The sequence below is a fragment of the Thauera linaloolentis 47Lol = DSM 12138 genome (genome assembly GCF_000310205.1).
GTDB lineage: Bacteria > Pseudomonadota > Gammaproteobacteria > Burkholderiales > Rhodocyclaceae > Thauera > Thauera linaloolentis.
Window position 1 is genome coordinate 22233 of record NZ_AMXE01000023.1, and the last position, 25670, is coordinate 47902.

23 protein-coding genes and 1 pseudogene are annotated in these 25670 nt (G+C 66.4%); 8 read left to right on the forward strand and 16 right to left on the reverse strand.

Annotation, left to right across the window (positions count from 1 at the left end):
- The 10 genes from C666_RS08320 to rpsD form a co-directional block, all read right to left on the reverse strand.
- Window positions 1–696 carry a ferritin-like domain-containing protein gene (locus C666_RS08320; RefSeq protein WP_004336587.1) on the reverse strand — a complete coding sequence of 232 codons (696 nt, stop codon included), beginning with the start codon at window positions 694–696 and terminating at the stop codon, window positions 1–3.
- The gene (locus tag C666_RS08325) at window positions 683–1087 is read right to left on the reverse strand and encodes a heavy-metal-associated domain-containing protein (RefSeq protein WP_245603906.1); all 405 of its coding nucleotides are present in this window, start codon (window positions 1085–1087) and stop codon (window positions 683–685) included. The genes C666_RS08320 and C666_RS08325 overlap by 14 nt, the downstream gene beginning before the upstream one ends.
- 189 nt (window positions 1088–1276) lie before the next feature.
- Complete coding sequence (locus C666_RS08330) at window positions 1277–1960, reverse strand: PA4824 family protein (protein WP_004336594.1); 684 nt, start codon at window positions 1958–1960, stop codon at window positions 1277–1279.
- A gap of 138 nt (window positions 1961–2098) precedes the next feature.
- On the reverse strand, window positions 2099–3403 hold the full coding sequence (locus C666_RS08335; protein WP_004336597.1) for an NnrS family protein: 1305 nt from the start codon (window positions 3401–3403) through the stop codon (window positions 2099–2101).
- A gap of 7 nt (window positions 3404–3410) precedes the next feature.
- Window positions 3411–4283 carry an ABC transporter ATP-binding protein gene (locus C666_RS08340; protein WP_004336601.1) on the reverse strand — a complete coding sequence of 291 codons (873 nt, stop codon included), beginning with the start codon at window positions 4281–4283 and terminating at the stop codon, window positions 3411–3413.
- Window positions 4284–4359: 76 nt separating this feature from the next.
- Entirely contained in the window at window positions 4360–5151 is a 792-nt protein-coding gene (locus C666_RS08345; RefSeq protein ID WP_004336605.1) for an ABC transporter permease, read from the reverse strand.
- Window positions 5148–6182: an ABC transporter substrate-binding protein gene (locus C666_RS08350; protein WP_051019891.1), complete on the reverse strand. Its 1035-nt coding sequence runs from the start codon at window positions 6180–6182 to the stop codon at window positions 5148–5150. Before C666_RS08350 ends, C666_RS08345 begins: the two co-directional genes overlap by 4 nt.
- 1 nt (window position 6183) lies before the next feature.
- Complete coding sequence (locus tag C666_RS08355) at window positions 6184–8244, reverse strand: TonB-dependent receptor plug domain-containing protein (RefSeq protein WP_004336611.1); 2061 nt, start codon at window positions 8242–8244, stop codon at window positions 6184–6186.
- A gap of 250 nt (window positions 8245–8494) precedes the next feature.
- Window positions 8495–8791: a hypothetical protein gene (locus tag C666_RS08360; RefSeq protein WP_004336614.1), complete on the reverse strand. Its 297-nt coding sequence runs from the start codon at window positions 8789–8791 to the stop codon at window positions 8495–8497.
- A complete protein-coding gene (gene rpsD / locus C666_RS08365) occupies window positions 8788–9399 on the reverse strand; it encodes a 30S ribosomal protein S4 (protein ID WP_004336616.1) in 612 nt (203 codons plus the stop codon). The genes C666_RS08360 and rpsD overlap by 4 nt, the downstream gene beginning before the upstream one ends.
- Before the next feature lie 601 nt (window positions 9400–10000).
- On the opposite strand from rpsD, the gene C666_RS08370 reads away from it, so the two are divergent.
- From C666_RS08370 to C666_RS08390, 5 genes are all read left to right on the forward strand, one after another.
- A complete protein-coding gene (locus C666_RS08370) occupies window positions 10001–11149 on the forward strand; it encodes an imelysin family protein (RefSeq protein ID WP_004336619.1) in 1149 nt (382 codons plus the stop codon).
- A 100-nt stretch (window positions 11150–11249) separates the two neighbouring features.
- The gene (locus C666_RS08375; protein WP_004336622.1) at window positions 11250–12710 is read left to right on the forward strand and encodes a di-heme oxidoreductase family protein; all 1461 of its coding nucleotides are present in this window, start codon (window positions 11250–11252) and stop codon (window positions 12708–12710) included.
- A complete protein-coding gene (locus C666_RS08380; RefSeq protein ID WP_004336628.1) occupies window positions 12707–13744 on the forward strand; it encodes an imelysin family protein in 1038 nt (345 codons plus the stop codon). The genes C666_RS08375 and C666_RS08380 overlap by 4 nt, the downstream gene beginning before the upstream one ends.
- Window positions 13734–14846, forward strand: coding sequence for a DUF1513 domain-containing protein (locus C666_RS08385; protein WP_004336631.1), 1113 nt, complete (start codon window positions 13734–13736; stop codon window positions 14844–14846). Before C666_RS08380 ends, C666_RS08385 begins: the two co-directional genes overlap by 11 nt.
- 273 nt (window positions 14847–15119) lie before the next feature.
- Window positions 15120–16757 carry an acyl-CoA synthetase gene (locus tag C666_RS08390; RefSeq protein WP_004336634.1) on the forward strand — a complete coding sequence of 546 codons (1638 nt, stop codon included), beginning with the start codon at window positions 15120–15122 and terminating at the stop codon, window positions 16755–16757.
- Window positions 16758–16835: 78 nt separating this feature from the next.
- On the opposite strand, the gene C666_RS08395 is transcribed toward C666_RS08390, so the two are convergent.
- The 5 genes from C666_RS08395 to C666_RS08415 all read right to left on the reverse strand — a co-directional run bounded on the left by C666_RS08395 (window position 16836) and on the right by C666_RS08415 (window position 22338).
- A complete protein-coding gene (locus C666_RS08395; protein ID WP_004336637.1) occupies window positions 16836–17162 on the reverse strand; it encodes an AzlD domain-containing protein in 327 nt (108 codons plus the stop codon).
- A complete protein-coding gene (locus C666_RS08400; protein WP_004336641.1) occupies window positions 17159–17863 on the reverse strand; it encodes an AzlC family ABC transporter permease in 705 nt (234 codons plus the stop codon). Before C666_RS08400 ends, C666_RS08395 begins: the two co-directional genes overlap by 4 nt.
- 59 nt (window positions 17864–17922) lie before the next feature.
- Window positions 17923–20214 (reverse strand): putative bifunctional diguanylate cyclase/phosphodiesterase, encoded by a 2292-nt coding sequence (locus tag C666_RS08405; protein ID WP_081593404.1) that lies wholly within the window; start codon window positions 20212–20214, stop codon window positions 17923–17925.
- 135 nt (window positions 20215–20349) lie between these two features.
- Complete coding sequence (locus C666_RS08410; protein ID WP_028792111.1) at window positions 20350–21264, reverse strand: adenylate/guanylate cyclase domain-containing protein; 915 nt, start codon at window positions 21262–21264, stop codon at window positions 20350–20352.
- Window positions 21265–21447: 183 nt separating this feature from the next.
- Window positions 21448–22338, reverse strand: coding sequence for a ribose-phosphate diphosphokinase (locus tag C666_RS08415; protein WP_004336649.1), 891 nt, complete (start codon window positions 22336–22338; stop codon window positions 21448–21450).
- Window positions 22339–22824: 486 nt separating this feature from the next.
- Here C666_RS08415 and C666_RS21175 point away from each other — a divergent pair.
- Window positions 22825–23304 (forward strand): annotated as a pseudogene (locus C666_RS21175) (methyl-accepting chemotaxis protein); the annotation flags it as partial.
- A gap of 45 nt (window positions 23305–23349) precedes the next feature.
- On the forward strand, window positions 23350–23709 hold the full coding sequence (locus tag C666_RS21180; protein WP_245603912.1) for a CZB domain-containing protein: 360 nt from the start codon (window positions 23350–23352) through the stop codon (window positions 23707–23709).
- Window positions 23710–23731: 22 nt separating this feature from the next.
- Here C666_RS21180 and C666_RS08425 read toward each other — a convergent pair whose 3' ends face one another.
- Window positions 23732–24760 carry a DUF5924 family protein gene (locus tag C666_RS08425; protein ID WP_004336653.1) on the reverse strand — a complete coding sequence of 343 codons (1029 nt, stop codon included), beginning with the start codon at window positions 24758–24760 and terminating at the stop codon, window positions 23732–23734.
- Between the two features lie 220 nt (window positions 24761–24980).
- Between C666_RS08425 and C666_RS08430 the strand changes: the two genes are divergently transcribed.
- On the forward strand, window positions 24981–25637 hold the full coding sequence (locus C666_RS08430; protein ID WP_028792110.1) for an HAD family hydrolase: 657 nt from the start codon (window positions 24981–24983) through the stop codon (window positions 25635–25637).
- Window positions 25638–25670: the final 33 nt, after the last annotated feature.

Here is a 25670-nt window from a genome sequence, read left to right on the forward strand (position 1 = left end):
TCAGTTCTCCTTGTGATGGCGGCCGATCCTGCCTTTCAACAGGTAGACGCCTGCGCCGCCCGCGACCATGCCGGCCAGCATGGCGGGGTGTGCTTGGCGCAGAAGCGGACTGATGACACCGAGCGGCCCGACATACGGCCCGAGCTGCGAGAAGGCGCTTTCGAGAAAGTCGGACAGCGGGCCGTGGCGGACGTAAGCCTGCTGGGACGGAATGCCGTGTGCGGCGTGATAGGTTTCCTGCGCCTGCGCCGCAACGGCCGCCTGGCGGAAAGCCGGCAGATGATTCTGCAATGCCGCGGCCTGCAGGTTCTGGAACACCCTGCGCACCTCGGGTTCGGCGACTTGCGTCAGCAGGTAGGCATACAGTTGCACATTGGCGATCTCGCCCACCACGGCACGCTGGCAGTTCGCCAACCAGGTCGGCTCGACCGTGGTCTCCCGTGCAAAGGGGTCGAGCGGCCGCGGAATGCCGAAGCGCTCGCACAGCCCGAGCAAGGCGGCCACATGCTGCTCTTCCGAGCGCAGGATGTTGGTGAACGGCGGACGTTCGCCGAAGGCCTCGATCACCCGCGCGTAGAAACTGCGGGCCGCATATTCGTCATAGAGTGCGATCCGGACCGCCTGGTGTGCAGCGGGAAACGGCGCAGCGGGATCGACACGCTGCGTGCGCAGGATCAGTTCGTCATAGTTTTGCATTGCCGATCTCCAGATAGGTATCGCGCAAGATGCGTTCGAGGATCTCAGCCGCATCCGAGGCGATACCGCCCAGCAGGTCAGCCCATGCCCGCTCCGGGATGACGATGGGGTCGTAATGCACGGTGCAGGAGCGTGCCAGCAGGTTTACCTGGACAGAATCGATACCGGGAGCCCGGTCGAGCAGAGACTGGAATGCACGCGCCTGCGCACGGGGCACATCGACGGATACGGCCCGGCTTTCGAGCTTGAGCCGAATGCGCCCACGAATGTGGTGGGCAATGCACACATCGTCCAGAAAGCTGCGTAACTTTTCAAAATCAGGCATCGGATTCTCCAGCTCGGCCTTCCCCGCGAGTTCCCCGGAAAGCAATGCAGACGGCCAGCGCTTCACCCCGGGAGAATCCCGAAGGTGGTTCCTGGCTGGCAAACTCGGCTGGCTACACGAACCGACTCGAACGGAACGAAACAGGCATCCGCCTTTTCATGCGCGGGAAAGCTGCCTTCCTTAGCGTATGTCATCACTATACTCCGACCTCTCAATCACCGATCTGACGCACGTCAAGCTTTGCTACGGCGTCGTTCAGAACTCCCACGCCACTCCCACGTTGGCAATGCTGCGGCCATTTCCCCGGCCTGCCGCAGCCGACACCTTCAACCCGTCGATGATCGCGTAGCGCAACCCCACCTGGCGGTCGGGCCCCGCGTGTTCCTCGCCGAAAGTCTCGATCGCGAACTCGATCTGCCGGGTGAGCGGAAAGTCTGCCGCCACCCCCCAGAAATCCGCGTGGCTCTCGCCACGGCACCACTCTCGGCCCAGGTTCAGATGCACCCGTGGCCCCGCCTCGAAGGCCCAGGTCGCGAGACCGGCCAGGGCGTTGGCATGCGCGGCGTCCTCCCCGCTCTCGCGCTCCCGCCCGTATTCGTACTTCAAGCCAGCGGAAAGCCCGCTCTCCGATTGCAACGGCACCCACTTGACCGCCGCGCCCACGGCGCGCACCGTGACATCGGGCGCGGCGTCCCGGTCCTTCACCCGGGCATAGGCGATCTCCATCTCGACATTGTCCACGGGACCATAGCCGACCGCCCCTTCGACGCCCTTCAGGGTGCCGTCCTTGCTCCAGCCGAACTCGACCTTGGCACCGCCGCGCTCCAGCGTTCCCGCATCATCGACCGCCATCGGGCGCTCGGCACAAGCCGGCATGCCGATGATGGCGAGCAGGGAGGCAATGGCAGCCAGACCCGCTTGGCCACGGTTCGCTTTCATGATCCAACTCCACGGGGAGGCAATCATGAAAAGGGGGTGCCGGCTCCCCGGCGGCAACACTCCTGCGAGACTCGGGCGATGCAACATAATCGCCTTGCATCAGCCTACGCCCCCCTGTCGCCACCGTTCTGACGCACGTCAAGCTTTGGCGTCCACGTCCTCCATCACCTCCTCACACCCCGTTCCCGCATCCGGTCTCGCGCGCACGAACACCGCACCAAGGAAGACCGCCGCCAGGCCATAGCCGATCGCCCACGCAACCACGCTCATCGCCTGCAGCCCGGCAGCGGCCGCTCCGGGCAGGCCGGATGCCGCGCGTACCAGCGCGGCAACACCGATTGCCACGGCGGCAATTTGTACCCACGGCCGCGTGTCCAGTGCGTAGCCGGCATGCGTCCGTCCGGCGATGCACAGCACACCGAAGATCGATACGCCCATGGCACCGACCGTCAGCAGGTGCAAACCCGCGCTGGGCGCCACCGGCACGCCGAGCAAGGACAGGCCGATGAGCGCATAGCCAAGCGCCATCGACCAATACACCGTGTAGAGCATCAAGGCCCAGCGCGACAGCAGCGCACGCCCGACGTGCCAGTCGTTGAGCAGGTTCAGCACTGCCGCGGCCGCGGCAAGCGCAATCCAGCCGGAAATCGCCGAACCTGGCAGCGCGAGCGCCACCGCGGTGTACAGCGCCACGCCGAAGATGGCGAGATTGCGCCGTGGTGGCCGAGCCCGGTAGTCGAGCAGTTCGTCGTCGTCTTCGTCAGGGCGGCGGGACAGTCCGCCAGTGCGGCCATCCGTATATTGTGCGGCGCGGCGCAGACGCTCGGCCTCGAGCGCGTCATTGACGATACGCATCGAAACCCGGCTCAGCGCCACGATGATGAGCACCATCATCATGCCCACGCCGGCCAGCACCCAAGGCATCGGATACACGCCCCGCAGCACGTCGGCATGGAAACCGGTCACGGCCAGCCACATCGCGGCCAGCCCCCACAGGAAGGACAGGTGGCGCCGCTCCGGGTCATGCCACAGGCGGGGCGCCACCAGCACGACGAGCGCCGCCATGAAGCCGCTGTTGAGCAGCGCGGCAAGCATCTCGCCCATGCTGCCCATCGCGCCGGACAACCAGAACGCAAGCCTTGCCCCCGCCCACAGCAGCAACATGGCGATGGTCACGCGCCGCCCGAATGCCGCGGTCGAGGTGAACTCGGGGACTGCGGTCAGCACGAAGCCCGCGACGGCCGCGAGCCCGAAACCGAATACCAACTCGTGCGCATGCCAGACGATGGGGCCGCCCGGCACTGCCGGCACACCCACCCCGGCAGCAAGAAAACCGAGCCAGCCGAGCAGCAGGGCAACCCCATAGATCGCGGTGACGAGGAAGAAGGGCCGGAAACTGCACATGAAGAGGGGTTTCGCAGCCAACCGATCGAACACGTTCATCTGCCGATCATCCCCCACAGCGGCTACCACCACGTGCAGCAGGCACAGGCTCGGCCGGCACCACCAGCCGCAGCGCGGACACCGGCCGCGCCGGCGCCGGCGCCTCCGCTCCCCGCTCTCCGGCCCCGGGCATCGCGGGCGGCAAACCGAAGCTCTCGCGCACCGCCGCCGTCTGCAGCAATTCCGCCGTATGGCGGTAGACCCAGGCGTCGTCCCGCCGAGCGGCAGGCACGCTCAGTTCGAAGCGGCACACGATGCGCCCCGGCTCGGGCGCCATCACCAGAATGGCGTCCGATAGGCGCACGGCCTCCATCAGGTCGTGCGTGATCATCAGCACCCCCATCTCACGGTCAGCCTGGTGGTCCAGCAGCAGGCGGTAGAGCTCTTCCTTCAAGCCCACATCCAGCGCCGAGAAGGGTTCGTCGAGCAAGAGCAGGTCGGGTGCCAGCACCAGCGCGCGCGCCAACGCCACCCGGCTCTGCATGCCGCCGGACAATTGGTGCGGGAACTTGTCGAGATCCCGATGGGCAAGACCGAGCCTCAAGGCGATGTCGTGCGCACGATAATGGCGTTCGTCGCACTTCATGCCGGCGGCCTTGAGACCAAGCGCGATATTGTCGAGCGCGCTCTGCCACGGCAGCAGGCGCGGCTGCTGGAACATGAAGGCGGTGGTGGCGAAGGTGTTGGACACCCGGCCCTGCTGCACCGTCAACAAACCCGCGGCCAGGTGCAGCAAGGTGGTCTTGCCACACCCCGAGGGACCGACCAGCGCCGCCACCTCCCCCGCGGGCAGGCGAAAGCCGATGCCGGCCAGCACTTCGTCGCGGCCGAAAGCATGGCTCAAGCCATCAACGCGAAGCTCACGCGGCGGCGCACTCATTGCACTCCCCTCCGACCACACGGCATGCTTCCCGAGGGAACACGCCTCCTCTCTTCCGACTGGCGAACGGGGGCGCTCATGCTCCGTGCTCCCGCCAGCGCTCCACCTCACGCTTGATAGGCTCCAGCACAAGGTATTCGACCGCGAGCAGCAAGCCAACCACGGCTGCGATCCAGGCCATCGTCGCGGCGGTGTCCAGATGCGAGCGCGAAACCGCGAGCGCCGCGCCGACCCCGTCCTGGGTCGCCAGCAGTTCGGCCATCACCACCACTTTCCACGACGTACCGAGTGCGGCAATCCAGGCCGGGAACAGGTAGGACACAACATGCGGCAGATACACGTCGGTAAACATCATTCGCGGTGGCAGGCGAAAGGCTTCCGCCATGCCGCGCAGCTGGTTGTCCAGAGTCCGCGTGCCCTGCAGGGCGCCGATGAAGATCACCGGAAAGGCCGCGACGAACACCGTGAACACCGGCGTACCATCACTCGCCCCGAACCACAGCATCGCCAGTACCAGCCAGGCGATCGGCGGCGTCCCCATCAGCACGGTGACCAGCGGGCGCGACATCATCGAGGCGGTCATCGACAGTCCGGCCAACAGCCCGAGCAGGCTGCCTGCGGCGACCGACAAGGCATAGCCCGTCAGGGCCCGGCGCGCGGTGGCGGCAAGCTCCGGCCAGGCCGCGCCGCTTTCGACAAGGCCCAGCAGAGTTCCGAAGGCAGAGCGCGGATCCGGCATCACCAGCGGGCCGTAGACGAGGCTGACTGCCTCCCACGCGGCAAAGAACAGCAACAGGCTGGCGATTGCGCCCCAGCCGCTCCACAGGTAGGCGGGCAAGCCGGCCGCCCAGGCGCGCAGCAGCCTCATTGCATCACGGCCGCGCCGGTGTAGAAGCCATCGTCGGGCAGTTTCCCGCCGAGCAAAGCTGGATTCTTGCGCAGCAGATGGTCGAACATGAACTCGAGTTCGGCACGGGCATCGCCGATGGACACAGCCTCCAACTGGCTGACGGCGATCGAATCCGTCACCGCCTCGGGGCTCAGCATGTCGATGCGGGCGGCAACCGCCCTTCCACAGGACGCTGCATTGCTGCGACACCAGGCCAGCGAGCGCACGTATTCGGCTTCGATACGGGCAACGAGATCGGGCCGCTCACGCAACGCCCCCATGACCGCGATGCCGGCCTGCGGGATGCGGGCCGCACGCTTGAATACCCGCCCCCACTCCTGCTGCAGGTCCACGCTGCGATGCAGTTCGGGCGCCACCATGCTCAGCGGGAAGGAGCCGGTCTTGCGCAGAGCCATCGACACCGCAGGCTCCGCCAGCAGGGCATGATCGACGCGGCGCATCACCAGCAACTGCATGGCGTCGATCGGGCTGGCGACATAACGCAGCGTCAGGTCCTTGCGCACCTCCAGGCCCTGCTGCTCGGCCAGCAGCTGGAAGACGATGTCCGGCATGTCGCCGCGGAAGGGCATCGCCAGCTCCTTGCCGCGCAGGTCGGCGAGCGATTTCAGCGTCGGATCGCGCGACACCAGCCACAGCACGCCCCATGTCGATACGTTGAGCATCCTCAGCTTCGCACCGCGATTATAGAGGTTGGCCGCGACATTGGTCGGCATCGCGAGTACGTCGGCGCGGCCGTCGAGCGCCATCACGCGCAACTGGTCGGGATCGCGCCAAGGAACGAACTCGACCACCTCCGCGACATCGGCCAGCGCGCCCGAATCGACCATGTGGATCAGCGGATTGGAAACCGCCGCCGACGGGCCGGCAAGCGTCAGCTTCGGCAGCTTCTGCGCATCGGCAGTGCCGGTCACGATCAGGAATGCGAGCACCACGCAGGCGTGCAACAGTATCCGGCTCCAGCCGGGCAATTGGGGGCGTGGTGCTCGCATGTCAGAAACTCCCGGAAAGACTCAATGTGATACCCCGGCCAGGCGCGGCCAGTTCCTGGCCGGAAACGCCGTCGGCCAGGTGCTCGTGGTAGCGCTTGTCCGCAAGGTTGTGCAGGCCGACGGCCACCGCTGCGCCATCGAAGAAACCGACGCTACCGAAGCGCCAGCCCAGCTCGGCATCGGCGGTAACGAAACCGGAAGTGGCGTCTTCGGTGCCGTTGGAGAAGCGCGTCGCCACGCGGTCCTGCTCGGCAACCGCGCGCAGTTGCGCCCGCCAGTAGAAGCCGCGCTCGGCAGGCTGGCCGATGCCCAGCCTCAGTTCCGGCGCCGGCATCTGGTACAGCGGCTCGTCATCCTGGTGGTTCTTGCCGCGCAGCCAGGTAAAGCCGGCATCGGCCACATAGGCGCCGACGGGCACGCTGGCACTACCCTCGACACCGTAGATGGTGACCTTGTCGAGGTTCTCGGTACGCTTGAGCGGCAGGCCCGAACCCGGGTGTGTCGCCCCGGTGACACGACCGGCGACGTAGTCGTCGATGCGCGTATAGAAGGCCGCCAACTGATACCTGAAGCCCTGTGCCGAACTCTTCAGGCCGGCCTCAAAGCTGGTCGACACTTCGGGATCGAGTTGCGGATTGCCTGTGTGGTAATAACCGTCGCCCCGTGCGGAGTCCTCGAAACGTTCGCGCATGTCGGCAGCGCGATAGGCACGCCCGACGTTGGCGTAAGCGTTGAGCGTCTCCGTCAGCGGGTGAATGGCGCCCAGCGACCAGGACAGGTTGTTGTCGGTGCTGTCGAGTCCGCTCGTCTGGGCTGCCGGCCCCCAGCCTTTCTGCTTCGCATCGCCGCTGACACGGTCATAGCGCGCGCCGGCAACGATACGGGTGCGACCCAGTTCGAACTCGTCCTGCACGAAGAGGCCTGTCGCCTCGACCTCGCCATCGGCAAACGGGTCATTGCGCTGATTGTTGTTGAAGAAGGGTGCGTTGTTGTCCATGTAGCGCTCGGGATCTCCCCTCATGCGCCAGGTTTCGGCACCGACCGTCAGCAGGTGCCCTTCGCCGACCGGAAACACATACTTTGCGCGCAGCCCGTCGGTCGTGAAGGTAACGTCGTTGCGCACGTAGTCGCGCCCGAGGTTTTGCGCGTGAGCGCGAATCTGGCGGAATACCTCCTGCCGATATACCTCCGCCGACAACTGCCCGTCACCGAGCTTGGCATCAATGCCCAGTTCGTAGAGTTCGCGGCGCTGCTCGGGAGAATGGATCGTGGCGACGCCGAGCGGCGGCGGGATGCCCGCGCCACTGCGTGCAGAGCCCGGATACCACACATCCTTGTCCTCGTGCCGTTGCAGGTTGACGCGCAGACTGATGTCCTCGGTGAGACGATGACGGTATTTGGCCAGCAGCGTATTGGATTCGTAGCCGGTGCGATCCTCGCGTCCATCCGGGCTGCGGTAGTCATCCACATCACGACCGGCCACGCCCAGTACCAGGGCATGCTCCGCGTTCGAGTGCTGCACCAGCAAGGCGCCAGCAACGCCTTTATCCACGCTGCTGAAACGCACGCCGGCACGTCCACTCGTACGGTCGCCCGCGCTGAAGGCGGCCTCGGGGGTCAGCATATTGACCACGCCGCCCATCGCCCCGCTACCGTGCAGGACCGACCCCGGCCCTTTGACGACTTCCACGCGATCGAGCAGGCCGAGATCCATGAAGGAGGCGATCGCCCCTTGAGGCTGGGCCGAATTGACACGCAAGCCATCGACCATGACGACCACGCTTTCCTTCTTCAGCCCGCGGAGAACGGGATTCTGCCCCCAGGCGCCATCGGACTGGGTGGCCAGGCCGGGCTCGCCACGCAACAGATCGCCGAGGACATTGGCGCCAGCCGTAGCCGGCCGCAGCACCTCGATGGCCTGCGGTGTTTCCTGGGCATCGCCCGCGTAACCTTTGGCGGTGACGACCTGCTGACCGAGTACCGTCTCGGCATTCGCTGCGCCAAACGGAACAACGGACAGGCTCAGCATGGCCAAGGCCAGCGTGCGCAAGTGCAACTCCATGTGCGACTCCATCGGGGTGAAGAGCTGACTGGCGAAAACCGGCCAGTTCGGAATGACTAAAGGATCAACTGGATGGAACAATAGTTAAATGGTAATCACTATCGTTTGATCCCGGTCAATTCCGTACATTCAATGCCCGACTGCACTACTTTTTCGATTTCGGACAACCCTTGCAGGGCTTGTCCTTGTTGCAGCACTTCTTGCCCATTGCCTTGCTCCTGAAAACCTCAGGCTGCACGAGGACGTTCGATCAATGCGTCAGCGAACCCGGCGTCGGAGCGGGGGATGATTCGCTGAGCAGGGCGTACGCACGCCAGTCGCCGACCAGCTTCGCAGCACACTCGCGCACGCAGCCGGCCATTCGCACATCGCTGCCGATCACCTCCAGGTGATCGGCGATGGCTTTCGCCACCGCCGGCGACTGCCGCGCCGGAAAGCGCGACAGCAGGTGCAGTACCGCGGCAAGAGCCAGTTCGGGCTGGTTGGGATACGCCAGCCCTTCTTCCGGCGCAGCCGCCGCGCCGCGGCGGGGTGCGAGGGAGCTCACAGTCGCACCGCATAGTATTCGACGACCTGCTGGACGTCGACCGGGAACGGCACTTCGTCCGGCGATGGCGTACGCGTCACGCTTGCCGTAAAGGCGGACTCATCGACATTCAACCATTCGGGACGCGTCAGCGAGGGCTCGGCGAGCGACTCGACGACAACCGGGATGCGGCGCCCACGTTCGGTCAGCTGGATGCGGTCGCCCGGCTTGATGCGGATCGACGGGATATTGACCGAGCGGCCATTCAGCAGCACATGCTTGTGACGCACCAATTGCCGCGCAGCCACCGTGGTGGGGGCAAAGCCGGCGCGGAACACGAAGTTGTCCAGGCGGCGCTCAAGCAGCTCGAGCAGCTTTTCGCCGGTCGGGCCGCGGTCGCGCTTGGCTTCGCGGAACAAGCGCTGGATCTGCTTCTCGGTCAGGCCATAGTTGAAACGCAGCTTCTGCTTTTCGATCAGTTGCACGCCAAAGCCCGACTTGCGCTTGGGACGCTGGCCATGCTGACCGGGCGGGTAGTTGCGCTCGCCGAGCGATTTGCGCGACAGGCCGGGCAGTTCGGTGCCAAGCGCACGCATCACTTTCAGTCGGGGGCCGGTATAACGGGACAAGATGATCTCCTTCGATCAGTTCGGGAATGAAACGGTTGTAACGAAAGCACGTGAGTGAGACCGATTCGAAGTCGATGCATCACTGCTGGCGCTGGCACCACCCAGGTGCCGGGGATGGGATATCGCCTGGTCGAGTTGTTCGCACGATGTCATCAGTTCCTGATCTATGGTGCTGGCGTCAAGGCAGCGCAGCAGGAGTCCTGCCTGGTGTGCAGCGCGAGGACAGCCCGTCTCGAGATAGCGCGAAACGTGCGTCAACACGCCGGCAAGCAGACGAGTCTGCTCGAGGGTCGAATCCCTTGCCATGAGACACCTCTCTTTTTTGCGAATAATTCTTAATATCATTCAATCAAGGCAGTATGTCAAGGTCTTGCAGCCCACCACCGGCGATCAGGCGACCAGTTTCACGGTAAGCGGAATTTACACGGCACGTCAAACATAAGATAATAGCAGTAGTTCTCATTCGCGTAATTAATCAGAAAAAATTTCCTGCCAGCAGAATCGGCCGGACATTCCCTCGACGGCCCCTCCCCCGGCAACGACAGACTCAAGGCCCCGGGGGCATGCCGTTGCACCGCAGCCCCTTTCCGGAGATCGACCAATGCGCCTGAAACTCCTCATCGCCGGCCTTGCCGCCGCAACCTTCGCCCTGCCTGCCGCCGCGCAAAAAACCGTCGCGCCGCAAGACGTGCTGAACCACTACGGACAGCTCGTACATGCCAGCTACGCCGACTCCGCATCCACCGCGCGCACGCTGAAAAAGGCCGTCGATGCCTTCGTCGAGGCACCGTCGGAAGCCGGGCTGATCGAAGCCCGCAAGCGCTGGCTGGAGGCGCGCGAATGGTACGGCCAGACCGAGGCCTTCCGCTTCTACGGCGGCCCGATCGACGGCGAAGACGGCCCGGAGGGCCGCATCAACGCCTGGCCGATGGACGAGGCCTATGTGGACAGCGTGGAAGGCAACCCGGACACGGGAATCATCAACGACCGCAGCGTGAAGCTCGACGCGGAGACGCTCGCCGGCCTCAACGAGAAGGATGGCGAAGAGAACATCTCGACCGGCTGGCACGCGATCGAATTCCTGCTGTGGGGGCAGGACCTGAGCGCCGATGGCCCGGGCAACCGGGCCTGGACCGACTTCGTCGACGGCAAGGCCCCCAACGCGGACCGCCGGCGCGCCTACCTGCAGATCGTCACCGATCTGCTGATCGAGGATCTCGACGGCCTCGTCCAGTCTTGGGCGCCGGGCGGGCAGAACTACCGTGCAAGCTTCTTGGCCGACCCGGCCAGCCTCACCAAGGTGATCTCCGCGCTCGGCATCCTGAGCCGTGCCGAACTCGCCGGCGAGCGCATCGAAGTCGCTCTCGACTCGCAGAGCCAGGAAGACGAACACTCCTGCTTCTCCGACAATACCCATCGCGATGCGGTCGCCAATGCGCTCGGCATCCGCAACGTCTGGCGCGGCGAGTTCGTGCGCGCCGATGGCTCGCTGCTGAAAGGGCCTTCGCTCAATGCGCTGGTGGCCAGCAAGGACAAGGCGCTTGCGGGCGAGGTCGATGCACGCATGAGCGCGAGCCTGAAAGCCGCCGAAGCCATTCCGGCCCCCTTCGATCAGGCTATTCTGGCCGGCAACCCGGGACGACCGAAAGTCGAGGCCACGGTCACCAGCCTGAAGAGCCAGACCGAAACCCTGGTGCAGGCAGCCGAGGTGCTGGGCATCAAGCGCCTGAACACCGCGCTGCCCGAGTAAGCCTGGCCCCCGAGGGGGCGTGCCGGCATCCGGCACGCCCCCCGATGATGCACAGGCGCAGCGAGGCCACCGCCCCTTGCGCACAGAGAACGGACGATCGATGCAATTCAAATACAGCCTGCGTGCCGCGACGATCGCGGCGGCCGCGATGACGATGGCCCTGAGCCTGCCGGCCACCGGCGGCACCGCAGATTTCGAACCTGGCGAGGACCTGCCCGGCGGAGACACCACGACGGGCGACCAGGGCCGCAATGCCTTCTCCCACCCGGCAGCCAACCTGTCGGTCGACCGGCAGACCCCGTTCTTCATCGGCAATTCGTTCTTCAAGAAAAACTGGGTCGAGGCTCCTGCCTCCACCACGGGGCGCGACGGACTGGGCCCCCATTTCATCGCCCGTTCCTGTGCGGGCTGCCATATCCTCGATGGCAGAGGCTCGCCGCCTCCAGTCCAGGACGGCATCAATATCGAACAGCCCGTCAGCCTGTTGTTCCGCCTGTCCATTCCGGCCAGTGCTGCTCGCCCCGCCGGCAAGGACGGCGTGGTGCCGGAGCCTGCCTACGGTACCCAGTTCAACAACGCGGGGGTAACGGGCGTCCAGCCCGAAGGCGCGGTCGAGATCCGTTATGTCGAACAACCGGGCCAGTTTGCCGACGGCACCCCCTATTCGCTGCGCAAGCCGCTCTACCGGCTGCACGATCTGGCCTACGGCCCACTGCATCCAGACACGCAGATCTCGCCGCGCATCGCTCCGGTGGTGATCGGCCTCGGCCTGCTGGAAGCGATTCCCGAAGCCGACCTGCGTGCGATCGGGGCACGGCAGGCGGAGGAAGGCCTCGGCATATCGGGCCGTCTGAACCGCGTCTGGGACGCTGGCAGGCAGGAATGGATGGCCGGCCGCTTCGGCTGGAAGGCGAACGTCGCCACGGTCCGGCACCAGACTGCGGGGGCCTTCCACGGCGACATGGGCATCACGAGCACGCTGTTCCCGCGCGAGGAGTGCATGCCTGCCCAGGCCGACTGTATTGCGCGCCAGCAGCGCGAAGCCGAGTGGCGCAGCGAGCGCGGCGAAGCCGATGTCGATGTCGACGACCGCGCGCTCGAACGCACGGTCTTCTATACGACGACGCTCGCCGTCCCTTCGCGCCCCGACGCCCGGAACCCGCAGGTCCTGGCCGGCAAGCGCCTGTTCCACGAAGCCCGATGTGCAAGCTGCCACGTTCCCCGGCACGTGACGGGTGAACTGCCGGGCTACCCCGAACTATCCAAGCAGACCATCTACCCGTATACCGACCTCCTGCTGCACGACATGGGCGAAGGACTCGCCGACGGCCGCCCCGACTTCGAGGCCGACGGGCGAGAATGGCGCACGCCGCCGTTGTGGGGAATCGGCCGCGTGAAGACGGTCAACGGCCACACCACCTTCCTCCACGACGGCCGCGCCCGCAATCTGCTGGAAGCCATCCTGTGGCACGGTGGCGAGGCGGAGGCCGCCAAGGCACGGGTACTCGGCCTCTCGAAAACCGAGCGAGACGCCCTGATCCGCTTTCTGGAGTCGCTATGAGTCCCCGCTCTTCCCTGTCGGCCGCACCCTTCCTTGCCGCCGCACTGCTGTCGGCAAGCGCCATCGCTGCGGCGCCCGCACCATTCGTCGCCCCTTCCGCGTGGATGTCCGCGCTCGGACAGCAGGTCCTCGCCCCCGGATATGCCGAACTCGCCCGCTCCTCGGCCGCGCTTGCCCAGGGCATCGGCGCGGCATGCGATGCGCCGGGCGACGGCACGCTCGACGCGGCACGCGCCGCATGGCGGCAGACGGCGCTCGAACTCCGCCGCCTGGCTGCGCTGCCCTTCGGGCCGGCCCTGGAAAGCCGCATCCTGCGCCGGCTCGACTTCTGGCCGACGCGCCCCCCTCAGATCGAATCCTCGCTGCGCGGCCGCGCCGCCGGCACGCTGCAGGATGAGCGTATCGGCGTCACCGCCAAGGGTATGCCTGCACTGGAATATCTGCTGTTCGACCCGGCCAGGGCCCCCCTCGGCTCCGATCCCACAGCCTGCCGCTACGCGGCCTGGCTAGCCGACGACGCCGCCCGCGAACTGGATGCGATCCAGTCCACCTGGTCGCCCTGGGTCGACAGCCTGGGCGAAACCGACCCGGAAACCGAAGCCGCGCTGCTGAGCGACAGCGTGAATATCCTGATCGGCGGCTTCGATACGCTGCGCGTCAAGTACCTGGAGAAACCTGCCCGCAAGCCAACCGACAGAACGGGTTTCGACGCCTGGCGCAGTGGCGGCGAACGCGCTCACCTGCTCGCGCTGTTCGACGGCCTTCGCCTTGGCCTGCAGGGCCGCGAAGGACTGCCCGGGTTGACCGCCATCCTGCGCGGCCGCGGCCTGCTCGCGCTTGCCGACCGGCTCGACGCCCAGACGGAGGCCGTCGCCGGCGCCTTGCAGGGCTTGCCACCCAGCCCGGGCGAGGACGGCGGAGCCGCCATCGCCCGGACCGTCGAGGCGCTGGCCGTGCTGCAGGGGCTGCTGGCCCACGACGTGGCGGAAAAGCTCAAGGTCCGGGTCGGATTCGGAGACAACGATGGCGATTGACCTGCCGCGCCGCCGCCTGCTGAAGACGCTGGCAGCCCTGTCCTGCGGAACACCCGCGACCCAGGCGTGGACGGCCGTGTGCGCCGATACCGCCCCCCCCAGCCTGCTGACCTGCTGGAGCGACTCGCCCACACGCCCATCCGAATTCCATGCCGGCCTGCTCGGCGTGCAATCACCGGCACTCGCGCTGCCAGCCCGCGGCCACGACATCGCCTGGCACCCATCGGCGGACGGCAGCGCGGTGGTCGTGGCCCGCCGCCCCGGAGACTTCCTCGTGCGCTGGCATGTACCGACCGGCGTGGAAGTGGCGCGTTTCGAAGCCGACGACGAGTCGCGTTTCGAGGGGCATATCGCATTCCGGCCGGACGGCCGCGTACTCTACGCCACGGAAACGGACCTCATCACCGGCGACGGGCGGATCGGCGTGTTCGACGCCCTCAGCCTCGAACGTCTCGATGCCTGGCCCTGCGGCGGCGTCGGCCCCCACGCCGTCGAATGGATGGCTGATGGCCGGCTGGCGGTAGCCGTCGGCGGCATCCTGACCCTGCCGGAAACCGGCCGCGTAAAGCGAAACCTCGCCAGCATGGACCCTTCGCTGACCTTTCTCGATCCCGGCGACGGGCAGTTGCTGTCCCAGCACAGGCTGCCGGATGCCTTCATGAGCGTGCGCCACATCGCGCAGGACGCCGGCGGCGGCGTCGCGGTCTCGCTGCAAAACGAGGGCAGGACCGCCCGCCCCCTGTTCGCTCTGCTCGACGGCCGGCAGCTGCGGTACGGCGAAGCCGACGCGGACCTGATCGAACGCTGCGGCGATTACGCGGGCGACATCATCGCCTCGAACGGCGGCTTCGCGGTGAGCTGCACGCGCGCGGGCGTGACCGCGACCTGGAGCGCGGACGGCAAGGCGCAGGCCGTCTTCGCCACGCGCAGGGTATGCGCAATGGCCGAGTACGAAAAACGGCTCGTGGTCACCGGCGACGAAGGCGACCTCTGGCAGCTCGGCATCGCCAACGCTGCCCGCAATGAGCAATGCGACAGACACTGGCAGTTGCCTGTGGCACTGGACAACCACGCCTGCGGTCCAGCAACTGCGCATGCTTGAGTACCGCGCCGGGCACGGGCATGCGCAGGGTCCCCACCGCCCCATACGCTTGCGTATCTTCTAGCCCCCATACCCATTCCTGCTCCCCCCGGAAAAACGTATCATCACTTTGCTCGCCCCCGCATGGGCCAGAGCGGAGCATGACCCAGCGACCTCCTGCGAGACCGGGGGTCTTGTTTCGCCATGCTCGTGCACGGGAGAGCACCGGAAACGGGAACCGCGCTGCTCACCCCTGATCAATAACCCGTTTCTAAAGATGGGAGAGGAAATAGAATGTCGAATGCCTACGCAACCGGACTGGACAAGAATCCGGCCAACTACGTCCCGCTGTCGCCGCTGAGCTTCATCGAGCGCACCGCAACGGTGTACCCCACCCGCACCAGCGTCGTGCACGGCACGCGCAGCTACACCTGGGGCGAGACCTACGCCCGCTGCCGTCGCCTGGCAAGCGCGCTCGTTGCCCACGGCGTCGGCCGCGGCGACACCGTCGCGGTCATGCTGCCCAACGTGCCGCCGATGTTCGAGGCACACTTCGGCGTACCGATGACGGGCGCAGTGCTCAACACGCTGAACACCCGCCTGGACGCCGAAGCCCTCGCCTTCATGCTCAAGCACGGCGAAGCCAAGGTCCTGATCACCGACCCCGAGTTCGCCAGCGTGATCCGCGGCGCACTCGAATTGCTGGAAGGCGACAAGCCGCTGGTCATCGACGCGCTCGATGACGAGTATCCCGGCACCGAGCGCGTCGGCACGCAGTTGTACGAGGACTTCATCGCCGGCGGCAACCCCGACTACAAGTGGAGCCTGCCGAACGACGAATGGGACGCAATCGCGCTCAACTATACCTCCGGCACCACCGGCAACCCGAAGGGGGTGGTCTACCATCACCGCGGCGCCTATCTCAATGCCGCCTCCAACATCATCAGCTGGGGCATGCCGCAGCATTCCGTCTATCTGTGGACGCTGCCGATGTTCCACTGCAACGGCTGGTGCTTCCCGTGGACCATGGCGGCCAATGCCGGCGTCAACGTCTGCCTGCGCAGGGTCGACCCGGCACTGATCTTCGAGCTGATCCGCAGCCAGAAGGTCAGCCACATGTGCGGCGCGCCAATCGTCTACGGCATGCTGATCAACGCCCCCGACCAGCTGCGCGCCGGCATCGAGCACAGCGTCGCCGGCCTCATCGCCGGTGCCGCGCCTCCGGCCGCGATCATCGAGGGCGCCGAGCGCATCGGCTTCGACATCACCCACGTCTATGGCCTGACCGAAACCTACGGCCCGGCTTCGGTCTGCGCCAAACACCCCGAATGGAACGCGCTGCCCATCGACCGCCGCGCCGAACGCAACGGTCGCCAGGGCGTGCGCTACCACATGCAGGAAGCGATCACCGTACTCGATCCGATGACGATGGAGCCGGTGCCCGCCGACGGCGAGACCATGGGCGAGATCATGTTCCGCGGCAACCTCGTCATGAAGGGCTACCTGAAGAACGAGAAGGCCACCGACGAAGCCTTCGCCGGCGGCTGGTTCCACACCGGCGACCTGGCGGTGATGCACCCGGACGGCTATGTGAAGATCAAGGACCGCTCGAAGGACGTGATCATTTCCGGTGGTGAGAACATTTCGTCGCTCGAAGTCGAGGAAGTGCTGTACCGCCACCCCGCGGTGCTGACCGCCGCCGTGGTCGCCAAGCCCGACGAAAAGTGGGGCGAGGTGCCCGCCGCCTACATCGAGGTGAAGGACGGCGCCGGCGTCACCGCCGACGACATCATCGCCCACTGCCGCGAACACCTGGCGCGCTACAAGGTGCCCAAGTTCATCGAGTTCTGCGTCCTGCCCAAGACCTCGACCGGCAAGATCCAGAAGTTCGCGCTGCGCGAAATGGCGAAGTCCTCGTCGGCGATCGAGTAAGGTCTGTGCCCACCATGCCATGGCGGGCAAAGCCGCCACGGCATGGCCCCGGCAAGGGGCTGGCGCCGGTAGCCGAGGCTACCAGCCCAGCCCCTTTCTCATCAGCAGCAGCACCGCCATGCCAAGCAGGAAGGGCAGCCAGGGATTGCGCCAGCGCAGGGCCACGGCGATCACGACCAGACCGGCCAGCAGCTTGGGATTGAAGAGCGTCACTTCGCCGCCGTCGATCAGCAGGTCCGGTACCACCAGCGCCGACAGCGCGGCGGCCGGCGCATAACGCAGGGTGCGCTGCAGCGCCGGCGGCAGACGCCCCTTTTCCCCCAGCAGGATGAAGCTGCCACGCGTCCCCACCGTGGTCATCGACATCAGTACGAGCGTCACCCACAACCACACACCGTCGATCATGCCGCCTCCCCGCGCAGCAGCCAGCGCTCTGCGGCAAACCCCGCCGCGATCCCGATCACGATACCGGCCACCACGCCCAGGCGCAGCGGCAGCCCGCGCAGCAACACCGCCCCCAGCCCGCCCGCCAGCGCGGCGATCAGCATCGGGCGATTGCGCACCATCGGCAGCATCATGACCATGAGCGCAATCGTCACCATGAACTCGAGCGACCAATCGCGCGGAACGAATTCGGCGCCGAAGATGCCGAGCGCGGTACAGCTCTGCCACACGCACCAGTTGAATACCGAAGGCACGATGTAATAACCCCAGCGCCACTGCGGATCATCCGCCTTCAGCAACTTCTCGGCGCCGACCGCGAACACGCCGTCGACGAGCAGATAGCTCGACGCCAGCCGCCGGGCGAACGGCTGCCCATGGAAAATCGGTGCGATCGCGGCACTGAAAATGATGAACCGCAGGTTCAGCGCCAGCGCCGTCAGCATGATCAGCCACAACGGCGCCCCGGCGGCGATCAGCGGCAAGGAGCCCAACTGGGCGGTGCCGGCATAGACCAGCAGGTTCATGCCCAAGGCCTCGATCTCGGACAGGCCGATCGAGCGCATCGCGATGCCGGTCACCACCGCCCAGGGCAGCAGGCCCACCGAAACCGGCAGGAAATCACGCAGCCCTTCGCGGGCGCCGCGGCGAAAAGCAGATTCCATCTTGGGCAATCTCGCAAAACGCCAAAGCATAGCAGCCGGCAGCGCGATTCCGGACCCGCCTAGCGCTCCCGGGCCTTCAGCGCGGAATCGAGGTAGGCGGCAAAGTCGGCGCCAGGCATCGGCCGTGCGAACAGATAGCCCTGCACCTCGTTGCAGCCGCGCGCGCCCAGGAAGGCAAGCTGCTCGGGGTCCTCGACCCCCTCGGCAATCGTTTTCAGCTTCAGGATGCGGCCAAGGTCGACGATCAGGTTCACGATCGCCGCATCCTCGGGGTCACAGGCGATGTCGCGCACGAAGGCGCGGTCGATCTTCAGCTTGTCGATCGGGAAACGGCGCAGGTAGGCAAGACTGGAATAGCCGGTGCCGAAATCATCGATCGCGATGCGCAGGCCGAGCGCCTTCAAGCGCCGCAAGGTCTCCAGTGTCGCGCCGGCGCCGTCCTGCACCAGCAGCGACTCGGTCAGTTCCAGTTCCAGGCATTCGGCGGGCAAACCCGTCTCGGACAGGATGCGGCCGACCATTTCCACCGGATCGCTGCGATGGAACTGCAAGGCCGAAACATTGACCGCCATCACCATCGGCCCCAGCCCCTGCTCGCGCCACTGCTGGGCCTGGCGGCAGGCCTCGCGCAGCACCCATTCACCGATCGGAATGATCAGCCCGCTTTCTTCCGCCAGCGGAATGAAACGCGCCGGCGGCACCGTGCCGAGCACGGCGGAGTGCCACCGCAGCAGGGCCTCGGCGCCGGAGACATGGCCCGTGACGAGATCGATCTGGGGCTGGTAGTGCAATTCGAACTCGCCCTGCTGGATGGCATGGCGCAGGTGGTTCTGCATCGCCAGGCGCTCATGCACGTCGGCGTTCATCTGCGCGGTGAAGAAGCGGAACGCATTGCGCCCGCTGGCCTTGGCCTGGTACATCGCGGTATCCGCCCGCAGCAGCAGGCTGTCGAAATCCCCGCCGTCTTCCGGATAGAGGGCGATGCCGATCGAGCACGAACAGGTCAACGCATGGTCGCCGATGCTGAAGGTGGTCTGCATCGCCTCGATGATCTTTTGCGCAACCGCCGCGACGGCGCCGCGATCGTGCAGGCCCGGCAACACCACCAGAAACTCGTCGCCGCCCTGGCGGCTGACGGTGTCGCTGTCGCGCAGGCAGGACGCCAGCCGCTGACTGACCTCTTGCAGGAAGCGGTCGCCCACGCCATGCCCGAGGGTGTCGTTGATGATCTTGAAATGATCGAGGTCGATGAACATCAGTGCCACGAGGGCCTGCTCCCGCACGGCGAAGGCCAGCGCCTGGTCGACGCGGTCGCGCACCAACAAGCGGTTCGGCAGGCCGGTGAGCGGATCATGCGTCGCCGCGCGCAGCAACTGCGCCTGTGCCTCCTTCAACGCACGCAGGTCGACGTCTACGCAGTACAGCTCCGGTTCGCCATGCTCGTTGTTCAGCAGACTGTGGCTGGAGAACACCGAAACCGCCTTGCCATCGCGGTTGCGCAGTTCGAATTCGGCGGCGGGGATCGGCCTGTCATGCTCGATCCAGTCGCGATGCAAGCGCCTCATCTCGTCCCGGCTGGCGGGCGGGATGATCAGATCGTCGATCGTGTTGCCCAGGACCTCGTCACGCGAGTAGCCGTACAGCGCCTCGCTCGCCGCATTCCAGAACACCACCCGGCGCTCCGTGTCGTAGCCCTGCACGGCGATGTTCTGCAGGTCCTCGAAGAGGCGGCGGAAACGCTGTTCGCTGGCCTTCAGGGCGGTGATGTCGCGCACGATCGCGATCGCGCCGGCGAACACCCCGTCGTCATCGATCATCGGCGACAGCTTGGCACTGAACCAGCGCCTCCCGTGAGGCAGGTCGAGCGCGTATTCCATCGACTGTACCGAACGCTCCTCGCGCACACGCCGCAGCGCATGGCCGACTTCCTCGGGCAGCCCCACATCCTCGGCCCGGCGCCCCATGAAACGCTCGGGCGGCATCAGCAGTTCCGCGGCGTCAGGGCAGTACACATCCGAAAAGTGCAGCTCGCCATCGAGCACGAACACCAGATCGTCGAGCGACTTCAGCATCCACTGCAGACGCGCGGCGAGATCGCGCGCCTTGGTCCGCGATGCCCCGAGACGCACGAACTGGCGGCGCGTGACGATGTAAAGGAGAAAGGCGGTGACGAATACGAAGACCCCGCCCTTCCACGTCTGCAGCGTGACGTAGGCACCGGGATCGGGCGCGAGCCATAGCGCCATGCTGTCGGACAATGTAATCCACAGCCCCGCCACGATCATGTAGGGCACGACAATCCGCAAGGCGCGCCCAGTGGGGGAGTCGGTGCTCGACCATTTACCGTTCATGTTCTGCAAGCCATTGAATCAGCGCCCAGCTTGACGGCTAATCTGGCCCGCGTCGCGGTAACAACGCACGAAGCGTCCGGGATCGGCAAGGCACCGCAGCAGATCGCCCGGCCGGCGCATGCAACGCGGTGTCGCTCAGCCTTCGTCGATGACGTGGAAGGCGAGCGTGGGCGCGGTGAAGTCGTCCAACTGGGCGCCGAGGCCGATCTCGCCTTCGCCGTACAACGCACAGCTGTCGCGGCGCAGCACGACGGGCGCAGCCGAGCCGACGAAGCGGACCCAGCTGCCATTGCTGCTGAAATCGGTGAAGGAGCACTGTCCACCCGACCATTCGACACGCGCATGCCGGCGCGACACGCGCGGATCGTCGATCGAGAACCCTGCCCCTTCGCCACGCCCGATGATCAGCGGGCCATCGCCCGAATGCAGCACCACATGCTGGTCGAGCCGGCGAATATCGAGCCGCTGAACCGGGAGATGGTCTTCCAGCAACTGGTTGAAATCGAACATCGCGGTCACGGTGGACTCGGCAGTGCGTGCCCAATCCACGCGCCACACCCGCATCGGCTCGGCCTTGCCCTTGATCGTGATGCGGTCCAGGCTCTGGCACGCCAGCCGCTGGGCCTCGGGCAGCCCGCCGAAGGCGGCCTCGCCGATCAGCGTCTCACCCGCCTGCGCCCGATCGCTGAGGCGGGCAGCAACATTCACGGCATCGCCATAGCAATCGCCGTCGTGCTCGACGATCGGACCGCGCTCGACGCCGGTCTTGATGCCGAGCGCGCCGCCCTGCGGCAGGCCGGGCACCTGCTCCCTCAACACCTCTTGCATGCGCGAGGCAGCCTCGACCGCGGCGAGCGTGTTGTCGAACAACACCAGCACGCCATCGCCCAGATACTTCACGAGCTGCCCGCCCGCGAGCACGAGATGGCGGCCGATCGTCTGCGTGCAACGGGTGACGATCCGCGTGGCAACGACATTGCCCGCCGATTCAAAAAGACCGGTACTACCCGTCAGGTCGGCAAATACCACGGTCCTTACCGATTGCTTCACGCCTCTCCCCGCTATGGATCATCGAATCCGCGCAAGGCAGGGTCTTCCTCGCCGGCGCGACGAGGGTCCCTGCCTGTGCCGGAAGACGCGATGCTAGCATCAAGCCTCCTGATCGTCATCGCCCAGCGCAGGCAAAACCCTGCGGCCATCCGCATTCGGTGACGGGAAAGCACGGAAAAAGACTCAGCTCGCGTGAATGGTGTGCAGGGCTTCGGCCAGCCGGGGCGCGACGCATACCGCGTTGCTCGGATGGGTGATGCAGTCGGTGCTCCAGATCTGGTCGACGCCGGCGTCGCGCAGCAGGGCGAGCGCGCCGCCGGCGAATACCGCGTGCGTCACGGCCACATCGACGCTTGCCGCGCCGGCGGCACGCAGTCCCCGCGCCGCCTGGGCCAGCGTATGGCCGGAGCTGGCGACGTCGTCGAGCAGCACAACGTTTCTCCCCGCCACATCCAGCCCCTCGGGCAGCGCGATCTCCACCTCGCAATCGCCATGGCGGACCTTGCTGCATACCGCATGGTCGAGGCCATGGGATGCGGCAGCGGCCTGCACCCACTGCGCCGACTCCGCATCCGGGCCCACCAGCAGCGCGCCCGGGCGCTGCGCGGCAACGATGTCGGCAAGCAACGGCGCGCCGGACAGCGCGACCGCATGCGGCACGGGCACCGCCTCCGCCAACGAGGCGACGCGGTGCAGATGGGGGTCCACCGTGAGCACCGCATCGAACAGGCCGGCAAGGAATTCGCCGACGATGCCCTGGCTGACCGCCTCGCCGGGCGTGAACTCGACGTCCTGCCGCATATAGGCCAGATAGGGCGCCACCAGCGTCAGGTGCTCGGCACCGAGGCGGCCCGCGGTACGCACCACCAGAAGCAATTCGAGCAGTTTCTCGTTGGGGCGGTGCAGGCTGCGGTAAACGACCACCTGGCGCGGCAGGGCCTGGGGCAGACGCAGGTGAAGCTCGTCATCGGGAAAGCGGTGCCGCTCGATGACCGCACGTTCGACGCCGGCAGCCCGCGCGAGGCGCTCCGCCTCCACGGTCTCGTCGTCGAAGTGCAACAACAGGGTATCCATCAAGACTCCACGAACAAATGCAGTAGCACAGCAGCCGCACCGGCTCCACGAAACAGTGGAATGCGGCGATGCATGGCGGGCGAATGAAGGCTACACGCACGCTTCCATGGATTGAAGGATCAAATGGCGCGCGGCGAGAAACACGCCACGCTCCGCATTTCCTGGCGCCGTTAAAGTCCATGACGACAACGTCGTTATCGACCGTATCGACGCCAGATTCCAAAACACACAAGGGCGCAGGATTCGGCGCCCATCTCCCCCTTGCAACGCGGAGCATCACTCATGGCCTGGTGGAACAACAACAATGAAACCAACGCCCTGCGCCACAAGCTGGCCGACAGCGAACGGGAACTGGCCGACGCGCGCGCCCGGCTTGCTCATCTGGAGGGCGAACTGGCGCGGCAGCAGACCGAATGCGCCGAAGTACGCAGGCGTGATGCGCTGAACGAGGCGCTATTCACCAACCTGCGCACCTACGCCGAAACCATGGGTTCGGTACAGCACTCGTTCTCCCACCTGGCCGGACAGCTTGCCACCCAGGAGTCCGCCGCGGCCGACTCGACCCGCGCCGCGGACGACAGCAGCAAGGCCATCGCCAGCGTGTCGGACCACCTCGGCACGCTGGCCGCCGAAACGGGCAAGACCACCGACTCGGTACGGCAATTGACCGCACGTGCCGCCCAGATCGATGGCATCGTCCAGTTGATCCGGGAAATCGCCGACCAGACCAACCTGCTCGCGCTCAACGCGGCCATCGAGGCCGCACGCGCCGGCGAACAGGGGCGTGGCTTCGCGGTGGTGGCGGACGAGGTGCGCAAGCTCGCCGAACGCACCGCAGGCGCCACGAACGAGATTTCCGAACTGGTCGGCGCCATCCAGAGCGAAACAGGCCAGGCCGAGCGGGTCATCCGCGACCTGTCGGACAAGGCCGCCAACGCGGCCAGCGAAGGCGGCACCGCACGCATCAGCATGGACGAACTGTGCGGCCTGGCAAGAGGCATGGCGGACACCATGAAGCATGCCGCCCTGCGCAGCTTCGCCGAGCTCGCGAAACTGGACCATCTGGTCTTCAAGCTCGACGTCTATCAGGCGCTGACCGGCCATTCGGGCATCTCGGCCGAATCCCTGTCCACCCACACCACGTGCCGGCTCGGCCACTGGTATCAGGACGAGGGGAGGCAGTTCGCCCACCTGCCCGGCTACCGTCAGCTCGACGCGCCGCACGCGCGGGTGCACCAGAGCGGCAGAGCGGCCCTCGAACGCGTCGCCGGAGGAGACATCGCCGGTGCGGTCGGCGCCATCGCGGACATGGAGGCAGCCAGCATCCAGGTGCTGGACAACCTGCAGCGGATCGCCGACGCCGCCGGCTAGGCCGGGCCGGCGAGGCGTCGCCTCACCCGCCGGCCTCTTCGCCGCGCACACGAAAGCGCAAGGTCCCGATCATCTGCTCATCGCCCGTCAACACCCTGACCTGCCAGCGCCCGGCGGGATCCGGCGGAAAATTCTGCTTGCGGGTCCAGGCGCGATAGCCCTCCTCGCGCCCGCCGCGGATGTCCAGTGCAATACGGTCGATCTCGCGCCCTTCGTGGAGCCAGACATGCTGGATGCGCTCCTGCAGGCCCAATGGGGCGCGGATCGCGGTGTAGGCATAGAGCCCTTGAGCGGCAAGCCGGGCGGCATCGATCTCGACCAGGCTGCCTGCAGGCGCGCGGTTCGCATCGTCGACCTCGATGGCCAGCGCCATGTCGGCAAGGCGCAGCGTGGCAGGGGGAACCCACAAGCGCGCCAGCCATCCCGCCGCCGCGAGCGCCAGCATCAGGCCCACGACGAGCACGCCGCGCCACCAGCGCGGCACCGTGATCGAACCCAGCAGGCTGGGAAAGGCGAGCAGCACCGCAATGCCCAATGCCAGTTCGTAGCTGCGCGCGGTCGGCACCTGCAGAATCAGCGGCATCGCCACCAGCAGCACCGCGAACAGGGTCACCGTGTGATAGGTCAGGAACAGCCAGCGCCGGGGAGCAAGCCGCCGGTAGTAGATCGGATCGATCAGCGCCACCAGCGCCGCCGCGATCAGACCGCTGGTGAACACCGCCTGCCCGCTGTTCCATGAGGTACTCGCAAGGAAGAAGGGCAGCGCGAAGAACAGGCTCTCCTGGTGGATCATCTGCGTCGCGTAGCGCAGCAAGGGCGGCGGCAGGCGCAGACCGAAGCGCTCGTGCAGCATCTCGCTCAACACGCGCTCGAGGACCAGCCAGACCCAGCCAAGCAGCATCGCCACCGCGATGATGCGGGCAAAACCCTCGTGACGCTCGACCAGGAAGAAGCTCGCCACGCCCGAAACGAAACCGAAGCCCGCGATCACGCCCGGATAGCGCTGGGCGAGGGCGACGAGATGCAGCAGGCTAAGCTTGAGATCGGGCATCGGCAAGAAAGGCGAGGAAAGACCGGGGAACAGGAAAGTACAGCATCGCCCCGGCGGTGGAACAGACTGTGAGGAATTCTTGCCATTGTCGGCCACAGGGCGCCGCCCGCGAGCGCATGCGTCCGAAAGGCGGAGAAGAACGCCGTGCACGGCGGCAAGCCGCGGCAGGACGGGAAGAACACCGTAGAATGTGCCGCCTCTGCTCACCCGCGATACCGCCATGCCAGCCTGCCGGCACGTCCTGTTCGATCTCGACGGCACCCTGATCGACTCCGCCCCCGCCATCCTTGCCAGCTATCGCGAGGCTTTCGCCGGTGCCGGTCTCGCGCCCGCGCGTGCGATCGACGCATCCATCGTCGGCCCCCCGCTGGCCGAAACCCTGCAGATGCTGGCCGGCAGCGGCGACCCCGCCCTGCTCACCGTCCTGGCGGAACGCTTCAAGGCCAGCTACGACACCACCGGCTACCTGCAGACTGCCGCTTATGCGGGCATCGGCGACATGCTGGCGCGGCTGGCCGCAAGCGGGCTCCGCCTCGCCATCGCCACCAACAAACGCCTCCATCCCACGCGGCTGATCCTGCAGCATCTCGGCTGGGCGCATCATTTCGAGGCGGTCTATGCGCTGGATATGTGCGAACCCCGGTTGCCCGACAAGGCGGCGATGATCGCGCGCCTGCTCGCCGACCGCGGCATCGCGCACGAGGACGCCGTCTATGTCGGCGACCGCGTGGAAGACGGCCGCTCCGCCGACACCAATCGGCTGCCCTTCATTGCCGCCACCTGGGGCTATGGCAGCCTGGACGCCGGCGACATGGCACCGCACTGGCACGCCGCCGCAAGCCCCGCGGCGCTCGCGGCACGCCTCGCCGGGGCCTGAGCCCGGCGGGCCAGCGCGTGCTCAGGCCCCGCC